The organism is Leclercia adecarboxylata, from assembly GCF_006171285.1.
Classification (GTDB): Bacteria; Pseudomonadota; Gammaproteobacteria; order Enterobacterales; family Enterobacteriaceae; genus Enterobacter; species Enterobacter barmai.
Genome location: NZ_CP040889.1, coordinates 3,527,785 through 3,544,353 on the forward strand (window position 1 = coordinate 3,527,785; position 16,569 = coordinate 3,544,353).

Below are 16,569 nucleotides of genomic sequence, written 5' to 3' on the forward strand. Positions count from 1 at the left end.
ATGTCGCAACTGACCCACATTAACGCCGCTGGCGAAGCGCATATGGTGGATGTCTCCGCCAAGGCCGAGACCGTGCGCGAAGCGCGCGCGGAAGCGTTCGTCACCATGCTCCCGGAAACCCTGGCCATGATCGTTGACGGCAGTCACCACAAAGGGGATGTCTTCGCCACCGCGCGCATCGCCGGGATCCAGGCGGCAAAACGCACCTGGGAACTGATCCCGCTGTGCCATCCGCTGATGCTCAGCAAAGTGGAGGTCAACCTGCGGGCAGAGCAGGAGCATAACCGCGTGCGCATTGAGTCGCAGTGCCGCCTGACCGGGAAAACCGGGGTGGAGATGGAAGCCTTAACCGCGGCCTCCGTGGCGGCGCTGACCATCTACGACATGTGCAAAGCGGTGCAGAAGGATATGGTTATCGGCCCGGTTCGCCTGCTGGCGAAAAGCGGCGGTAAATCGGGTGATTTCAGGGCACAAGAGAATGATTAAAGTACTGTTTTTTGCGCAGGTGCGTGAGCTGGTGAACACCGACAGCCTGACGCTGGATATTCAGGTCGATACCGTAGAAGCGCTGCGGGCGCATCTGGCGGCGCAAAGCGACCGCTGGGCGCTGGCGCTGGACGCAGAAAAACTGCTGGCGGCGGTAAACCAGACGCTGGTGGAGTTCACCCATCCGGTGAAGCCTGGCGATGAGGTGGCCTTCTTTCCGCCGGTTACCGGGGGCTAAGATGGCAGAGACCAAAATTGTTGTCGAACCGGCGCGTTTTAATGTCGGCGCCGAATACAGCTGGCTGGCGGAGCGTGACGAAGACGGGGCGGTGGTCACCTTCACCGGCAAAGTGCGCAACCACAATCTGGGCGACAGCGTGAAGGCGCTGACCCTTGAGCACTATCCCGGCATGACCGAAAAGGCGCTGGCGGAGATCGTCGACCAGGCGCGCGAGCGCTGGCCGCTCGGCCGCGTCACCGTGATCCACCGCATCGGCGAGATGTGGCCGGGCGAAGAGATCGTCTTTGTCGGCGTGACCAGCGCCCATCGCGGCAGCGCCTTTGCGGCGGGCGAGTTCATTATGGATTATCTGAAAACCCGCGCCCCGTTCTGGAAGCGCGAAGCCACCCCAGAGGGCGATCGCTGGGTCGAGTCCCGCGACAGCGACAAGGAAGCCGCCAGCCGCTGGTAGCCGGATTGCCGGGATGTGTTAGGCTTTAACTGTGTGTCCACTTAAAAAGGAGTGCGTTATGGACAGATTTCCCCGTTCCGATTCCATCGTTCAGCAGAGCCGTACCGGGCTGCAAACCTACATGGCCCAGGTCTACGGCTGGATGACCTGCGGTTTGCTGCTCACCGCGTTTGTCGCATGGTTTTCCGCGAACACCCCTGCGGTGATGATGTTTGTCTTCTCCAGCAAGATCACCTTTTTTGGCCTGATTATCGCCCAGCTGGCGCTGGTGTTTGTCCTCTCGGGGCTGGTGCATAAGCTCAGCGCAGGGATGGCCACCACGCTGTTTATGCTCTATTCGGCCCTGACCGGCCTGACGCTCTCCAGTATCTTCATCGTCTACACCTACTCCTCGATTGCCAGCACTTTTGTGGTCGCGGGCGGGATGTTCGGCGCGATGAGTCTTTACGGCTACACCACCAAACGCGACCTGAGCGGGTTTGGCAATATGCTGTTTATGGCGCTGATTGGGATTGTGCTGGCGTCGCTGGTGAATTTCTGGCTGAAGAGTGAAGCGCTGATGTGGGCGGTGACCTATATCGGGGTGATTGTCTTTGTCGGACTGACGGCGTATGACACGCAAAAGCTGAAAAACATCGGTGAGCAGATCGACGTGCGCGACAGTTCAAACCTGCGCAAGTACTCGATTCTTGGAGCGTTAACCCTCTATCTGGACTTCATCAACCTGTTCCTGATGCTGCTGCGTATTTTCGGCAACCGTCGTTGATTGTGGTGCCCGGCGGCGCGTTGCTTGCCGGGCCTACAGAACCCGTAGGCCGGGTAAGCGCAGCGCCACCCGGCATAGCCCGCACTTACTTCACCATCTCTCTCTCGTTTTTGGCGCGTAATTTCTTCGCCCGGCTCTCCAGCACCAGATAACAGACCGTTGCCAGCCCCAGCGGCAGGAAGTAATAGAGCATGCGGTAGGCCAGCAGGGCGGCGATGATGGTGCCGTGAGAAACGTGCTCCCCCGCTAACAGGGCAATAAACACCGCTTCCAGCACGCCGATCCCGGCCGGGATATGAACAATTACCCCGGCGATACTGCTCACCAGCAGCACCCCCAGCACGAAGAAGTAGTTCACGTCTTCGCCCATCAATAGCCAGATAATCGCCCCCATCGCCATCCAGTTGGCGGCGGAAATCCCCATCTGCGCCAGCGCGAAACGCCAGGAGGGAAGCACCAGCTTCTGCCCCTTGATGGTCATATGACGCCGCTTAGCGAAGGCGCAGGCCCACAGGTAGAAAGCGATTACCAGCAGCAGCACGATGCCGAGAATGCGCAGCGTCGACTGATCGATATACCAGTGATCGGGCAACTGCACCACGCCCGCGGTGAAGATCACCCCGCCCAGCAGGATGTAGCCCAGCCAGTTGGTGGTGATACTCAGGGAGAAAATGCGGGTGATGGTGCCGCTGGGCAGCCCCAGGCGGGAGTAGAGCCGGTAGCGCATGCCGATGCCGCCAACCCAGGTACTCAGGGTCAGGTTAAAGGCGTAGCAGATAAACGACACCAGCATGACCTGACGCTTTGCCAGCTTATGCCCGCAGTAGACCCGCCCCAGCAGATCGTAACAGCCATACAGCAGGAAGCTCAGCACCACCAGGGCCACTGCGCCCATCAGCGACAGACGGTCGTAGTCGCGGATAACCTTCCATACTTCGGCCCAGTCGACCTTTTTGGCGTAAACCACCAGCAGCACCGCAACAGCAATGAAGAACACCCAGGTGAGGATCTTCTTTGCCAGATGCCAGCGCGAATGTTTTTTGCTCATCAGGGTTTTACCCCCGTATTGCCTGCCTCGACGCGATCCTGCGTCTCCATCTCAGGCTGTACCGGCGGCGGCACCTGCGCCAGCTTCGGCGTATGGGCCGGCAACCAGCCGACCAGCGCCGGGAAGTGGCGCAGGAAGTGGAACACCACCACGCTCTTGCCCAGATTCCACCAGGTGCGTTTCGGCACCATCGACTCATCCACCCGCACGCAGTCTTCGGCGATGATGGCGGTGAGGTTGTCGCGCAGGGTCTGGTTAAATTCGCGATCGTGAATGATCAGGTTGGCCTCCAGATTCAGCGACAGGCTGAGGGGATCAAGGTTGCTGGAGCCGACGGTCACCCAGTGATCGTCCATCAGCGCCACTTTCCCGTGCAGGGGACGGCGGCGATATTCGTAAATCTCGACGCCTCCTTTCACCAGATAGTTGTAGAGCAGACGCGCGCCCACCGTGACAATCGGCATATCCGGCTCGCCCTGCACAATCAGCCTGACCCGCACGCCACGCCGCGCCGCGTTGCGCATGGCGTGCAGCAGGCGATAGCCCGGGAAGAAGTAGGCGTTGGCGATGATCACTTCGCGCCGGGCATTGGCCAGCATCTTCAGATAGTGGCGCTCAATATCGTCCCGGTGCTCTTCGTTATCGCGCCAGATAAACAGCGCCTGGGCTTCGCCCGGTTTGGTGTTCTCTTCCGCGCGGTGACGCCGTTTCCACCAGCGACGAACCGCCGCTTTGCCGGGGAGATTTTCCACGACAAATTGCAAAATATCCTGCACCACCGGCCCTTCGACCTGGACGGCATAATCCTGCTTGGCCTCCGGGCCATAGTCCGACATATGTTCTGCGGAGTAGTTAATCCCGCCGACAAACGCCACCTGCTCATCCACCACCACAATTTTACGGTGCATGCGACGGAAGACGTTGGTGCGCATACCAAAAAGTGGCGGGCGCGGATCGTAGTAGCGGAATACCACCCCTGCCGAGGTCAGTTCCCCGACGAACTCGTCGCTGAGGTCGGGAGAGCCGTAGCCGTCGAGCAGCACTTCGATATGCACCCCGCGCTGGGCGGCGCGCAGAAGAACCGCATGCAGCTTTCGCCCTACGTTGTCTTCAAACCAGATAAAGGTTTCCAGCAGCACCCGGCTCTGGGCTTGCTCAATGGCGGCAAATACCGCCGGGTAATATTGATCGCCATTCTCCAGCAGCTTTATCCGGTTGCCGCTTTGCCATGAACATTTCATAGATGAATCTCCGCACTTAACGGCGCATGGTCGGAAAGGTGACGCCAGTTGCTCAGGGCCAGCGCGGTGGGGCTGCTGGCATGAGCGTTTTTGACATAGATCCTGTCCAGACGCAGCAGCGGGAACCTCACCGGGAAGGTGCGGGCAGGCCTGCCGTGGGCGAGGGTGAAGATCTCCTCCAGCCCGGCCTCCGCTTTTAGCGGATGGTTGGCGCGCTGGCGCCAGTCGTTAAAATCGCCCGCCACCACCACCGGCTCCCCTTCGGGCAGGCCGTTGACCCACTCGGACATCATCTGCAGCTGCGCCTGGCGATGCGCTTCGCGCAGGCCAAGGTGAACCGAAGCCACGTGCAGCGGCCTGTTCAGCTCCGGTATGCCGATCCGGCAGTAGAGCAGCCCGCGCTTTTCGCTCTCGCCCACCGACACATCATGATTTTCATAGTGTTCGATCGGGTAGCGGGAGAGAACGGCATTGCCGTGATGCCCCTCGGGATAGACGGCGTTGCGCCCGTAGGCATAATCGCTCCACATGGTGTCGGCGAGAAATTCGTAGTGGCTGGTATCGGGCCAGTTTTCCACATGCAGGGGATGCACTTCGTGCGCGCCCATCACTTCCTGCAGGCAGACAATATCCGCGCTGACGGTGCGCACGGCGTCACGCAGTTCGGGCAGAATGAAACGGCGGTTAAACGCCGCGAATCCTTTATGAATGTTGATCGTTAACACTTTAAGCGAAAAATGCCGGGTTTGTTGGGCCATACACTCCTTCCCGCGTCACTATCCTGATGAAAATAAAGTGTAGTCGTCGTCACAAAAAGGTGCTGTGTTACGGAATTTTCCGTAAAGTGCGATAGTCTGAACATGCAGAGTAAAATCCTTCAGGAGAGTGCCATGAAGTGGCAACAACGCATACGCGTCGCAACCGGCCTGAGTTGCTGGCAGATTATGTTGCATTTATTGGTCGTGGCCGTACTGGTAATGGCCTGGATGAGCGGGACCCTGGTGCGGGTCGGCTTAGGATTATGCGTGCTGTACGGCGTGACCGTCCTGTTGATGCTCTTTTTACAGCGTCATCATGAAGAGCGCTGGCGCGAAGTGGCGGATGTGCTCGAAGAGCTCACCACCACCTGGTATTTCGGTGCGGCACTGATTGTGCTGTGGCTGCTCTCCCGCGTGCTGCAAAACAACCTGCTGCTGGCCCTGGCAGGTCTGGCTATCCTCGCAGGACCGGCGGTCGTTTCCCTGTTAGCGAAAGACAAAAAGCTACGCGATATTGCGTCTAAACATCGCGTACGCCACTGAGCCCGTCACGGCCGCTATCACCAGTAGCGGCCACAAACTCCCCCACACAATATCCAGACTCGCATCCTTCAGATAGATCTGCTTGGTGATATCGGTAAAGTGCCGGATCGGGTTCACCCAGGTTAAATTCTGCAGCCACACCGGCATGTTCTCTACCGGCGAGACATAGCCCGAGAGCAAAATGGCGGGCATCATAAAGACGAACACCCCGATAAACGCCTGCTGCTGGGTCGAGCAGAGCGCCGAGATCAGCAGCCCAAACCCCACCAGCGACAGCCCGTAAATCACCATCGTGAAGTAGAAAAGCAGCAGCGATCCGGCAAAGGGAATGTGATAGGCCCAGATGCCAATCGCCAGCACGATGCTGGCCTGGAAGGTGGCGACAATCAGGGCCGGAACCGCCTTGCCGACGAAGATTTGCCAGGTGGACAGCGGGGAGACCAGCAGCTGATCGAAGGTGCCCTGTTCGCGCTCGCGGGCCACCGACAGCGAGGTGACGATCATCACCCCGATGGTGGTGATCATGGCGATCAGCGATGGCACCACAAACCATTTGTAGTCGAGGTTCGGGTTATACCAGTTGCGCACCACCAGCTCGCTGTTGTTCGGTTTCGGTTTGCCCTCCATCAGCTCCTGCTGATAATCCTTCACCACCTGTTGCAGGTAGTTGGCGGCAATCTGCGCGCTGTTGGAGTTACGCCCGTCGAGGATCAGCTGCATCGGCGCCGTCTGCAGGGTGTCGAGATTGCGCGAAAAATCGGCCGGGAAGCGCACCAGCAGCAGCGCCTTTTGCGTGTCGATGGTGGGCTGGATCTCCTGCGGGCTCTTCAGGAGCAGCACATGGGTAAAGGCTTTGGCGCGGGCAAAGCGCTGGGTCAGCTCCACCGAGTGTTTGCCGTTATCTTCGTTATAGATGGCGATGGTGGCGTTCGTCACCTCCAGCGTCGCCGCCCACGGGAACAGCAGCACCTGGATCAGCACCGGCAGAATCAAAATCGCCCGGGTCTGCGGCTCGCGCAGCAGCGACTGCAGCTCTTTGCGGATCAATGTCCATAAACGGTGAAACATAATAGCTCCTCAAAACGCCACAAAATCAACAGGCCCCGTAGGCCCGGTAAGCGCAGCGCCACCGGGCACAACCGGTGCACAACGCCTAATCCAGCCGCCGTTTGGTTTTCATCCACGTCAGCCCAATAAACATCACCGCTGACGCAATCAAAAACAGCAGGTTCACAATCAACACCACCGGGATATTGCCCGCCAGGAACAGGCTTTGCAGGGTGCTGACGAAATAGCGCGCCGGGATGATGTAGGTCACCGCGCGGATCACCGCCGGCATACTGTCGATCTGGAAAATAAAACCGGACAGCATAATCGACGGCAGAAACGCGGCGTTCAGCGCCACCTGGGCGGCATTAAACTGGTTGCGGGTGATGGTGGAGATAAGCAGCCCCATCCCCAGGGTGCTGAGTAAAAACAGGCTGGTGATGACGAACAGTATGAGCAGCGAGCCGCGATAAGGTACGCCGAGAATAAAGACTGACACCAGCATGCAGAGCAGCATCGCCAGCATCCCGAGGAAGTAGTAGGGGATCAGCTTGCACAGCAGCAGCTCCGTGCGCGTCACTTCGGTGGAGAGCAGCGCCTCCATGGTGCCGCGCTCCCACTCGCGGGCGATCACCAGCGAGGTCAGAATAGCGCCGATCACCGTCATGATAATGGTCACCGCGCCGGGGATAATAAAGTGCTGGCTGATGGCCGCCGGGTTAAACCAGTACCGGGTCTGGACGTCGATTAATGGCTCGAATTTTTCGCCGCGATCTTCCGCCCGCTGCATCTGCCACAGCTGCCAGATCCCTTCCGTATAGCCCTGCACAAAGTTGGCGGTGTTGGGCTCGCTGCCGTCGGTGATTACCTGGATGGGGGCGGTGTCGTTCGCCTGCGCCATGCGGGCCGCGAAATCCACCGGGATGACAATCAGGCCGCGAATGCGCCCGGCCTGCATCATCTGGGTTAACTGCTGGCGATCGTCGCTGATGGTGGCGTCGATATAGGGCGAGCCGGTCAGAGTATGGGTAAAGTCGAGCGCCTCTTCGCTGTGCTGCTCCAGCAGAATGCCGACCCGCAGCTTGCTGGAGTCGAGGTTAATCCCGTAGCCAAAGATAAACAGCAGCAGCAGGGGGATCACCACCGCAATCAGCCAGCTGCTGGGGTCGCGGACGATCTGCCGCGTCTCTTTGATGCACAGGGCGCGGACCCGACGCCAGGAGAGGGCGGTATCAGACATGGCCGTGCTCCTTATCCCAGTCGTTGATGAGCGTAATAAACGCCTGTTCCATGGTGGGGTCGGGCTGCTGCTCGTCTGCCACCTGAGCCTTAAGATCGTCCGGCGTGCCGTGGGCAATCAGCTTGCCGCGATAGACCAGCCCAATCCGGTCGCAGTACTCCGCCTCATCCATAAAGTGGGTGGTGACCATCACCGTCACCCCTTTTTCCACCATGCTGTTGATATGCAGCCAGAACTCCCGGCGGGTGAGGGGATCGACGCCGGAGGTGGGTTCGTCGAGAAACAGAATGTCCGGCTCATGCATCAGGGAGCAGGCCAGCGCCAGCCGCTGCTTGAACCCGAGTGGCAGCGCGTCGGTGGCCTGGCCAGCCACCTGGCGCAGGCCAAAGGCCTCGCTCATGCGGGCGATTTTTTCACTCTGCGCCCGCCCGCGCAGCCCGTAGACGCCGGAGAAAAAGCGCAGGTTCTGCTCCACGGTCAGGTTGCCGTAGAGGGAGAATTTTTGCGCCATATAGCCCAGATGCTGGCGCGCCTTGCCGGAGCTGACCTTCAAATCCATGTCCAGCACCAGCGCTTTACCGGCGGTGGGCACCAGCAGGCCGCACATCATTTTAAAGGTGGTGGATTTGCCCGCGCCGTTGGGGCCCAGCAGGCCGAAGATTTCGCCGCGTTTCACCGCAAAGTTCACATCATCGGTGGCGGCAAAATCACCGAACTTTTTGGTCAGGGATTTCGCCTCAATCACCGTCTCGCCGGGCGTGCCCTCCACGGTATGCAGAATGGCCCCCAGCGGCGATTCGGCGGTGCCTGCGCCGCCGAGGAGATCGATAAAGGCATCTTCGAAGCGCGGGGCGGTCTCTTCGATAGCTAGATCCGGCAGATCCGCGTTATGGCGCAGATCGTCAGTGCTGGCCTCTTTTTTGAGGATCACCCGCACCGATTTCCCCTGGATCATGCCGTCGCTCACCTGAGGCAGCTTCAGCACCCGTTGCAGCAGGCGGCGGTTGTTCTCATGGGGAGAGTGCAGCAGCACGCTGCGCCCGGTCATGCTCTGCGTGAGTCTGGTAGGGTCGCCCTGATAGAGCAGCTCCCCTTCGTTCACCAGCAGCACGTCCCGGCACTGCTCCGCTTCGTCGAGATAGGAGGTGCTCCAGAGGATCAACATCCCGTCGCCCGCCAGCTCGTGCACCATCTGCCACAGCTCGCGGCGGGAGATAGGGTCGACGCCGACGCCGGGTTCGTCCAGCAGCAGTACCTTCGGTTCCCCCACCAGGGTGCAGGCCAGCCCCAGCTTCTGCTTCATACCGCCGGAGAGCTTGCCCGCCAGCCGCCCGGTGAAGGGGCCCAGCGAGGTAAACTCAAGCAGGCGCTGAAAGGTTTTCTCCCGCGTTTCACCGGTGACGCTGCGCAGGTCGGCGTAGAGGGTCAGGTTCTCCATCACCGTCAGATCTTCATACAGGCCGAACTTCTGCGGCATATAGCCCAGCATGGCGTGCAGGGCGCGATCGTCCTGGACCGGATCCAGCCCCAGCACGCTGGCGGTACCTTCGTCGGGTTTCAGCAGCCCGGCCAGCATGCGCATCAGGGTGGTTTTGCCCGCGCCGTCCGGGCCGACCAGCCCGGTGACGTAGCCCTTCTGCAGCGTGCAGTCGAGGGGCGCGACGGCGGGTTTGTCCATCCCGGCAAAGCGTTTCACCAGGCCGGTAAGCTGGATCACCGCATCACTCATGGGTTTGCCCGTTGTCGAAGCTGACGGTCACCGGCATCCCCTGGCGCAGGGCGTCGTCGGCATCGGTGACGACAATGCGCAGGCGATAGACCAGGTCGGTGCGCAGGTCCGGGGTTTCAACGGTTTTTGGCGTAAATTCGGCGGTGGGGGAGACAAAGCCGATTTTCCCGCGATACGGCTTGTCCGGGCGACCGTCGGTATAGAGCAGCACCTCGCGCCCCGGTTTAGCCTCTCTGAGGCTGGCTTCGTTCACATAGGCCCGCACCCACACCGGGCGGGTGAGCGACAGGGTCAGCACCGTGCTGCCTGCGTTGAGCATGCTGCCGGGCTCCACGGCGCGGGTCATCAGCGTGCCGTTGGCCGGGGCGACCAGCGTGGTGTCGTGCAGATCCAGCTCGGCCTGTGCCAGCTGGGCCTGAGCCTGTTCGAGGCTGGCTTTGGCCTGGGCGATATCCTGCTCGCGGTTACCGGAGCGATACTGACGCAGCTTGTCCTGAGAAGATTTCAGGGTCGCCAGAGCCTGATCCCGCGAGGAGCGGGCGTTCTCCAGATCGTTGGCCGATACGGTGCGGCTTTTCCACAGCCCCTGCTGGCGATTGAAGAAGTTCTGCGCGTAGTCATAGGCGGCCTGCGCCTGCTTAACGGCGGCGGCGGCCTGGGCCACCTCTTCGTCACGGTAGCCCGCCTGCATTAAGTCGTACTGCGCCTGGGCCACGGCTACGCCCGCTTTGGCCTGCAACAGGGCGTTCTGGTACGGAGCTTTATCCAGCTCGCCGAGCGTCTGCCCGGCGGTGATGGCATCGCCTTCATCCACGCTCAGATCCGCCAGCCGTCCGCCAACCCGGAAGCTCATATTCACGGTGCGGATATCGACGTTCCCGTACAGGGTCAGCGTTTTATCCTGCTGGCTCTGATACCACAGCCAGCCGCCGATACCGGCTGCCAGCACAACCACCACGGCCACAATAATGGCGACAGGTTTCTTCATGACTCCAGGCTCCTTTGCGTTAAGCCCTGCAGGATCAAATCCACATGACAGGTGATGACCTGACTAATCTGCAGCGCTTTATCCTCATCAAATTCGGTCCAGCCGGTGCGTAACAGAATGGTCTCCCGCCCGAGACGAAAGGCGAGCACTTCCCCCAGCAGGGCGTGGGTATGCAAAATGGTCTGCGTATCCTGCGCGTCGCGGCCGGTATAGGCCGCCACCAGCGGGGTCAGGTGGGTGTGCATCGGGGCGATAACCTGAGCGTGCACCAGCTGATAGGCGGCGGAAGGCGAGAGCTGCTCCCGTGAGATAAACTTGCTCAGGTTCAGCGTATCGTCATGGGTCAGCAGCTGGATCATGTTGTTGCAGGCGTTAAGGATCAGCCCGCGAATGGCGGCGCGATCCGGTTCAGGCTCTGCCAACAGCGCGGTGGCTTCCTCCACATGCGGGCGAAAATGGCCGCCAATGAAGTCGGCGATCCACTGGGCGCAGGCGAGGTAAAGATCCTCTTTCGAGCCAAAATAGTAGGTAATGGCGGCGATATTCTGCCCGGCCTGGGCGGCGATATCGCGGGTGGTGGCATGCAGCCCATATTCGCCAAACTGCGCCAGCGCTGCGGCGATTAACTGGCTTTTGGCCTGCTCGCCTTTGGTGGTGGTCGGGATCGGATTCATAGCAGCACACAAAATTAATCAATCGATTGATTAAGATTATGACTGTTTTTTGACCTTGTCCAGTTTTGTTGCCTGGGGAAATCGCCTCCGACGGGATAATTTATGCGCCATGTCACAAAAGCTGCTACACTCCGCTGCTTCGCGACACCGTGGTTTTTGTCCTTCTATTTGTCACTATCTCCCTGAAAACTACACCTGAAAATGGTCGGGGCGGTTCGGAGTTGTTATGTCTTTTGATACCCTTGGCCTGGACCCGGAAATTCTGCGCGCTGTAGAAGAGCAGGGCTACCGCGAACCTACCCCTATTCAGCAGCAGGCCATTCCCGCCGTGCTGGCCGGTCGCGATCTGATGGCCAGCGCCCAGACCGGCACCGGTAAAACCGCCGGCTTTACCCTGCCGCTGCTGCAACGCCTGATCCAGAAAGAGCCGCACGCCAAAGGCCGTCGCCCGGTGCGCGCCCTGATCCTGACCCCGACCCGTGAACTGGCCGCCCAGGTGGGTGAGAACGTGCGTGAGTACAGCCGCTATCTCAACATCCGCTCGCTGGTGGTGTTCGGTGGGGTGAGCATTAACCCACAGATGATGAAACTGCGCAGCGGCGTGGACGTGCTGGTGGCGACCCCGGGCCGTCTGCTCGACCTGGAACACCAGAACGCCGTGAAGCTCGACAGCGTGGAGATCCTGGTCCTCGATGAAGCCGACCGCATGCTCGACATGGGCTTTATCCACGATATTCGTCGCGTGCTGGCAAAACTGCCTGCCCGCCGCCAGAACCTGCTTTTCTCTGCCACCTTCTCCGATGAGATCAAAGGCCTGGCCGAAAAACTGCTGCACAACCCGCTGGAAGTGGAAGTGGCGCGTCGCAACACCGCCTCCGAGCAGGTGACCCAGCATGTGCACATGGTTGACAAAAAGCGCAAGCGCGAGCTGCTTTCCCAGATGATTGGCGAAGGCAACTGGCAGCAGGTGCTGGTCTTCACCCGTACCAAGCACGGTGCTAACCACCTCGCAGAACAGCTGAACAAAGACGGGATCCGCAGCGCGGCCATCCACGGCAACAAGAGCCAGGGGGCACGTACCCGCGCGCTGGCCGACTTTAAATCCGGCGACATCCGCGTGCTGGTGGCAACCGACATCGCCGCCCGCGGCCTGGATATCGAAGAGCTGCCGCACGTGGTGAACTACGAGCTGCCGAACGTCCCGGAAGATTACGTTCACCGTATCGGTCGTACCGGTCGCGCGGCGGCCACGGGCGAAGCGCTGTCGCTGGTCTGTGTCGATGAACTCAAACTGCTGCGCGACATCGAACGCCTGCTGAAAAAAGAGATCCCGCGTATTGCCCTCGACGGCTATGACGTGGACCCGTCGATCAAAGCCGAGCCGATCCAGAACGGACGTCAGGGCGGTCGTGGTCAGGGCGGTGGACGCGGGCAGGGCGGCGGCGGTCGCGGTCAGCAGCCACGCCGTAGCGAAGGCGGCGCGCCGAAAGCGGCCAGCAAGCCACCGCGTCGCGACGGTGATGCGAAACCGGCAGGTGAAGGCCAGCGCCGACGCCGTCCGCGCAAACCTGCCAGCGCGCAGTAATCTGGAAGCCCGGTCGTAAAGCCGGGCTTTTCTTTTGCGGCTCGCTTAAGAAAGTGCCACAATAGTGGCTGTTTATACAGTATTTCAGGTTCATCATGGCTTTAACCGCCGCGCTGAAAGCGCAAATTGCCGCCTGGTATAAGGCGCTGCAACAGCAGATCCCCGACTTTATTCCCCGCGCTCCGCAACGGCAGATGATTGCCGATGTGGCAAAAACACTCGCCGGTGACGAGGGTCGACATCTGGCAATTGAAGCCCCGACCGGGGTCGGTAAAACCCTCTCCTACCTGATCCCCGGCATCGCCATTGCCCGGGAAGAGCAAAAGACGCTGGTGGTGAGCACCGCCAACGTCGCCCTGCAGGATCAGATCTACAGCAAAGACCTGCCCCTGCTGCGCAAAATTATCCCCGAGCTGCGCTTTACCGCGGCCTTCGGGCGCGGGCGCTATGTCTGCCCGCGCAACTTAGCGGCGCTGGCCAGCACCGAACCCACCCAGCAGGATCTGCTGGCGTTTCTCGATGACGAGCTGACCCCCAACAACAAGGCCGAGCAAGAGCAGTGCGCGAAGCTGAAAACCGATCTGGACGGTTACAAATGGGATGGCCTTCGCGATCACACCGATCAGGCCATCAGCGACGATCTGTGGCGCAGGCTCAGCACCGACAAGGCCAGCTGCCTGAACCGCAACTGCCACTATTATCGCGAATGCCCGTTCTTTGTCGCCCGCCGGGAGATCCAGGAGGCCGAAGTGGTGGTCGCCAACCACGCCCTGGTGATGGCGGCGATGGAGAGCGAAGCCGTCCTGCCGGACCCGAAAAACTTGCTGCTGGTGCTGGATGAAGGCCATCACCTGCCGGACGTCGCCCGCGATGCGCTGGAGATGAGCGCCGAAATCACCGCCCCGTGGTTCCGCCTGCAGCTGGATCTGTTCTGCAAGCTGGTGGCGACCTGCATGGATCAGTTCCGCCCGAAGACCATTCCGCCGCTGGCGATCCCGGAGCGCCTCAGCGAGCACTGCGAAACGATATACACCCACATCGCCTCGCTGAATAACATCCTCAATCTCTATCTTCCTGCCGGTCAGGAGGCAGAGCACCGCTTTGAGATGGGTGAACTGCCGGATGAAATCATGTCTCTTTGCCGCGAACTGGCGCAGCTTATCGAAAAACTGCGCGGGCTGGCGGAGCTGTTTTTAAACGATCTGAGTGAAAAAACCGGCACTCACGACGTGGTGCGTGTCCACCGGGTGCTGCTGCAGATGAACCGCGCCCTGGGCATGTTTGAAGGGCAGAGCAAGCTGTGGCGGCTGGCGTCGATGGCTCAGGCCTCCGGCGCCCCGGTCACCAAGTGGGTGACGCGGGAAGTCAGAGAGGGGCAGGTGCACCTCTTCTTCCACTGCGCCGGGATCCGCGTCAGCGATCAGCTGGAAAAGCTGCTCTGGCGCAGCGTCCCGCACGTGGTGGTCACCTCCGCCACGCTGCGCTCCCTGAACAGTTTCTCGCGGTTGCAGGAGATGAGCGGCCTGAAGGAGAAAGCGGGGGATCGCTTTGTGGCGCTTGATTCGCCATTCAACCACTGCGAGCAGGGCAAAATCGTCATTCCGCGCATGCAGTATGAGCCGCTGATCGACAACGAAGAGCAGCACCTGGCCGAGATGGCGGCCTACTTCCGCGAACAGCTGGAGAGCAAAAAGTACCCCGGCATGCTGGTGCTGTTCGCCAGCGCCCGGGCGATGAATCTGTTTTTAACCTTTGTTACCGACCTGCGCCTGCTCCTGCTGGTGCAGGGGGATCAGCCCCGCTACCGGCTGGTGGAGCTGCACCGCAAGCGCATTGAGGCCGGGGAGCGCAGCGTGCTGGTGGGGCTCCAGTCCTTTGCCGAAGGGCTGGATCTGAAAGGGGATTACCTGACCCAGGTCCATATTCACAAGATTGCCTTTCCGCCTATCGACAGCCCGGTGGTGCTCACCGAGGGCGAGTGGCTGAAAAGCCTGAACCGCTTCCCGTTTGAGGTGCAGAGCCTGCCCGCGGCGTCGTTCAACCTGATCCAGCAGGTCGGGCGTCTGATCCGCAGCCACAGCTGCTGGGGCGAAGTGGTGATCTACGATAAACGTCTGCTGACCAAAAACTACGGCAAACGGCTGTTAAACGCTCTGCCAGTCTTCCCTATCGAGCAGCCAGAAGTGCCTGAGGTAAAAAAACGCCCGGCAAAACTGGCCGCCGGGCTGAAGAAAAGCGTCCATGCTAAGAGGCGCGGTCCTACTGGTAAGTGAAGGTAATCAGCACCACGCTGGTAAACTGTCCGGCGGTGACGGGGGTTTGCGAGGTGTAATAGCGCGCCGCCATCGGAAAATCAGCGCTGTGGGTGACCGGGTCGATCACCGCATTAAATCTCGCTTGCGGGGCCAGAATGATGGAGTCGGTGCGATCTGCCAGCTCCAGCGCCAGTCCTGTTGCCGTACCGGTGTTGGCAAACTTGAACGGGTGGTGTTGATCACGCTGCCCGTCGACGCTGATGGTCGCCAGCGCCAGGTTTGGCGGGCAGTTCGACAGGGTAATATCAAAATTCTTCCACTCTCCGACATCACCGATGGCCTTAAAATCACTGGCGATGGCCTGACCCAGGTCAACCACCTTGTTCTGGCTGGTGCTGTCCAACTGACAGGCGGTGTCGTAAATATTGCCCTGGATGCTGAGAGACACATCGGTGGCCTGCGCGCAGGCGCTGGCAAGCAGGACTAAAAGGGCGACGTATTTCATCGGAGTCCTCTTCATCGGTATTCAATGTCGATGGTGGCGACGACGTTGGCTTTGCCTGCCGTCACCGTATCGCTGAGCTGGTAATACTGTGCCTGGAAGGGCAGGCTGAACGGCTGGCCCGGCACCGTCTGGTTGCCAAACGGGACCGGGTAGTCGTAGCGCATCCCCGCGCCGCCCACCAACAGTCTTACGCCCACGCCGGTGGCGCTGTCGCTGCCCGGGACGAGGTTCAGCACATCGTCACCCGGGTCAATGTTTGTCGCCCCGTTGGGGCTGGTGATTTGAGCGGTCATCGTCTCCACGGCGTTACAGGTGGCGTTCAGGCTGAACGTTTTCCAGCCGGTGTAACTTCCTACCCGGGTGAACTGGGTTACGGGGAAATCCCCCAGATTAACGATCAGGCTGGATTGATCCACCGAGCAGGTTGTCGCCTTCAGCGCCAGATTACCGCCATAGCGCACGGCATTCAGATGCCCCAGCTGTTCATCGGGATAGATCCCAAGCGACCAGATGCCGTTGCGTATGGTCATCGTCTGCTGGCTGCTGGTGTTCGCCGTTTTAACCAGTTGCAGGGTCAGAGGCACATTAAAGCTGCCGGAGCCATCATTGCTGACGTATCCCAGCGGTGTACTTCTGCTGTCGCAGTGGGCGGCGCGGCCGCGCACCGGCTGCCCGGCGCTGTTCAGCAGTTCAATACCAATCCCCTCCACGCCGGTGCGGTACACCCCCGGCATGCCCGGCACCTCTTCCCCTTCACCGAGATGGCAGGCGGTAATGGGTTTTCCGCTGTCGGCAGCGTCGCAACTGCCTTTCACCGTATGCGAGCGGGCAGAGCCGGGAATGACGCTACCGACGGTCAGGGTGTCAGACACCGTCAGCGTGCCCGGCGTACCGTTCCAGGGCAGATCCGCCGTGGTACAGGCCGCTTTCGCCTGGGGCATAAACAGCCACAGGGCGGCAAACAGGGCCAGCACGCCGCTAAATCGCAGTGGTTTCATCTTCTCTCCTCGCC

General features: G+C 60.4%; 17 protein-coding genes. 7 read left to right on the forward strand and 10 right to left on the reverse strand.

Features of this window, described 5'->3' with window-relative positions; all coding sequences use genetic code 11:
- Genes moaC through FHN83_RS18630 form a run of 4 tightly spaced genes read left to right on the forward strand, consistent with a single transcriptional unit; the run spans window position 1 to window position 1,944 of the window.
- The gene (gene moaC / locus FHN83_RS18615) at window positions 1-486 is read left to right on the forward strand and encodes a cyclic pyranopterin monophosphate synthase MoaC (protein ID WP_139564588.1); all 486 of its coding nucleotides are present in this window, start codon (window positions 1-3) and stop codon (window positions 484-486) included.
- Window positions 479-724, forward strand: a complete 246-nt coding sequence (gene moaD / locus FHN83_RS18620) for a molybdopterin synthase sulfur carrier subunit (protein ID WP_039029381.1) — start codon at window positions 479-481, stop codon at window positions 722-724. Before moaC ends, moaD begins: the two co-directional genes overlap by 8 nt.
- A gap of 1 nt (window position 725) precedes the next feature.
- On the forward strand, window positions 726-1,178 hold the full coding sequence (gene moaE, locus FHN83_RS18625; RefSeq protein ID WP_139564589.1) for a molybdopterin synthase catalytic subunit MoaE: 453 nt from the start codon (window positions 726-728) through the stop codon (window positions 1,176-1,178).
- A gap of 58 nt (window positions 1,179-1,236) precedes the next feature.
- Window positions 1,237-1,944 (forward strand): Bax inhibitor-1 family protein, encoded by a 708-nt coding sequence (locus tag FHN83_RS18630; RefSeq protein WP_039029383.1) that lies wholly within the window; start codon window positions 1,237-1,239, stop codon window positions 1,942-1,944.
- Between the two features lie 85 nt (window positions 1,945-2,029).
- On the opposite strand, the gene FHN83_RS18635 is transcribed toward FHN83_RS18630, so the two are convergent.
- Genes FHN83_RS18635 through FHN83_RS18645 form a run of 3 tightly spaced genes read right to left on the reverse strand, consistent with a single transcriptional unit; the run spans window position 2,030 to window position 4,991 of the window.
- Window positions 2,030-2,992 carry a lysylphosphatidylglycerol synthase domain-containing protein gene (locus FHN83_RS18635; RefSeq protein WP_039029384.1) on the reverse strand — a complete coding sequence of 321 codons (963 nt, stop codon included), beginning with the start codon at window positions 2,990-2,992 and terminating at the stop codon, window positions 2,030-2,032.
- Window positions 2,992-4,233: a cardiolipin synthase ClsB gene (gene clsB / locus FHN83_RS18640; protein WP_039029385.1), complete on the reverse strand. Its 1,242-nt coding sequence runs from the start codon at window positions 4,231-4,233 to the stop codon at window positions 2,992-2,994. The genes FHN83_RS18635 and clsB overlap by 1 nt, the downstream gene beginning before the upstream one ends.
- A complete protein-coding gene (locus tag FHN83_RS18645; RefSeq protein ID WP_039029386.1) occupies window positions 4,230-4,991 on the reverse strand; it encodes an endonuclease/exonuclease/phosphatase family protein in 762 nt (253 codons plus the stop codon). Before FHN83_RS18645 ends, clsB begins: the two co-directional genes overlap by 4 nt.
- A 132-nt stretch (window positions 4,992-5,123) precedes the next feature.
- On the opposite strand from FHN83_RS18645, the gene FHN83_RS18650 reads away from it, so the two are divergent.
- Window positions 5,124-5,534 carry a YbhQ family protein gene (locus FHN83_RS18650; RefSeq protein WP_138369543.1) on the forward strand — a complete coding sequence of 137 codons (411 nt, stop codon included), beginning with the start codon at window positions 5,124-5,126 and terminating at the stop codon, window positions 5,532-5,534.
- Here the strand turns inward: FHN83_RS18650 and FHN83_RS18655 are convergent.
- From FHN83_RS18655 to cecR, 5 genes are all read right to left on the reverse strand, one after another.
- Complete coding sequence (locus FHN83_RS18655; RefSeq protein ID WP_138369542.1) at window positions 5,496-6,602, reverse strand: ABC transporter permease; 1,107 nt, start codon at window positions 6,600-6,602, stop codon at window positions 5,496-5,498. The two genes, FHN83_RS18650 and FHN83_RS18655, sit on opposite strands and share 39 nt — an antisense overlap.
- Before the next feature lie 85 nt (window positions 6,603-6,687).
- Window positions 6,688-7,821 (reverse strand): ABC transporter permease, encoded by a 1,134-nt coding sequence (locus FHN83_RS18660; protein ID WP_138369541.1) that lies wholly within the window; start codon window positions 7,819-7,821, stop codon window positions 6,688-6,690.
- On the reverse strand, window positions 7,814-9,550 hold the full coding sequence (locus FHN83_RS18665; RefSeq protein ID WP_139564590.1) for an ATP-binding cassette domain-containing protein: 1,737 nt from the start codon (window positions 9,548-9,550) through the stop codon (window positions 7,814-7,816). Before FHN83_RS18665 ends, FHN83_RS18660 begins: the two co-directional genes overlap by 8 nt.
- Entirely contained in the window at window positions 9,543-10,538 is a 996-nt protein-coding gene (gene hlyD, locus FHN83_RS18670) for a secretion protein HlyD (RefSeq protein WP_139564591.1), read from the reverse strand. The genes FHN83_RS18665 and hlyD overlap by 8 nt, the downstream gene beginning before the upstream one ends.
- Entirely contained in the window at window positions 10,535-11,212 is a 678-nt protein-coding gene (gene cecR, locus FHN83_RS18675) for a transcriptional regulator CecR (RefSeq protein WP_139564592.1), read from the reverse strand. The genes hlyD and cecR overlap by 4 nt, the downstream gene beginning before the upstream one ends.
- A gap of 226 nt (window positions 11,213-11,438) precedes the next feature.
- On the opposite strand from cecR, the gene rhlE reads away from it, so the two are divergent.
- Window positions 11,439-12,797 carry an ATP-dependent RNA helicase RhlE gene (gene rhlE, locus FHN83_RS18680; protein WP_039029393.1) on the forward strand — a complete coding sequence of 453 codons (1,359 nt, stop codon included), beginning with the start codon at window positions 11,439-11,441 and terminating at the stop codon, window positions 12,795-12,797.
- Window positions 12,798-12,892: 95 nt separating this feature from the next.
- Window positions 12,893-15,070 carry an ATP-dependent DNA helicase DinG gene (dinG, locus tag FHN83_RS18685; protein WP_139564593.1) on the forward strand — a complete coding sequence of 726 codons (2,178 nt, stop codon included), beginning with the start codon at window positions 12,893-12,895 and terminating at the stop codon, window positions 15,068-15,070.
- Here dinG and FHN83_RS18690 read toward each other — a convergent pair.
- Both FHN83_RS18690 and FHN83_RS18695 read right to left on the reverse strand, forming a co-directional pair.
- Window positions 15,057-15,557, reverse strand: a complete 501-nt coding sequence (locus FHN83_RS18690) for a fimbrial protein (protein WP_039029395.1) — start codon at window positions 15,555-15,557, stop codon at window positions 15,057-15,059. The genes dinG and FHN83_RS18690 overlap by 14 nt on opposite strands.
- 11 nt (window positions 15,558-15,568) lie before the next feature.
- Complete coding sequence (locus tag FHN83_RS18695) at window positions 15,569-16,555, reverse strand: fimbrial protein (protein WP_139564594.1); 987 nt, start codon at window positions 16,553-16,555, stop codon at window positions 15,569-15,571.
- Between the last annotated feature and the right edge of the window lie 14 nt (window positions 16,556-16,569).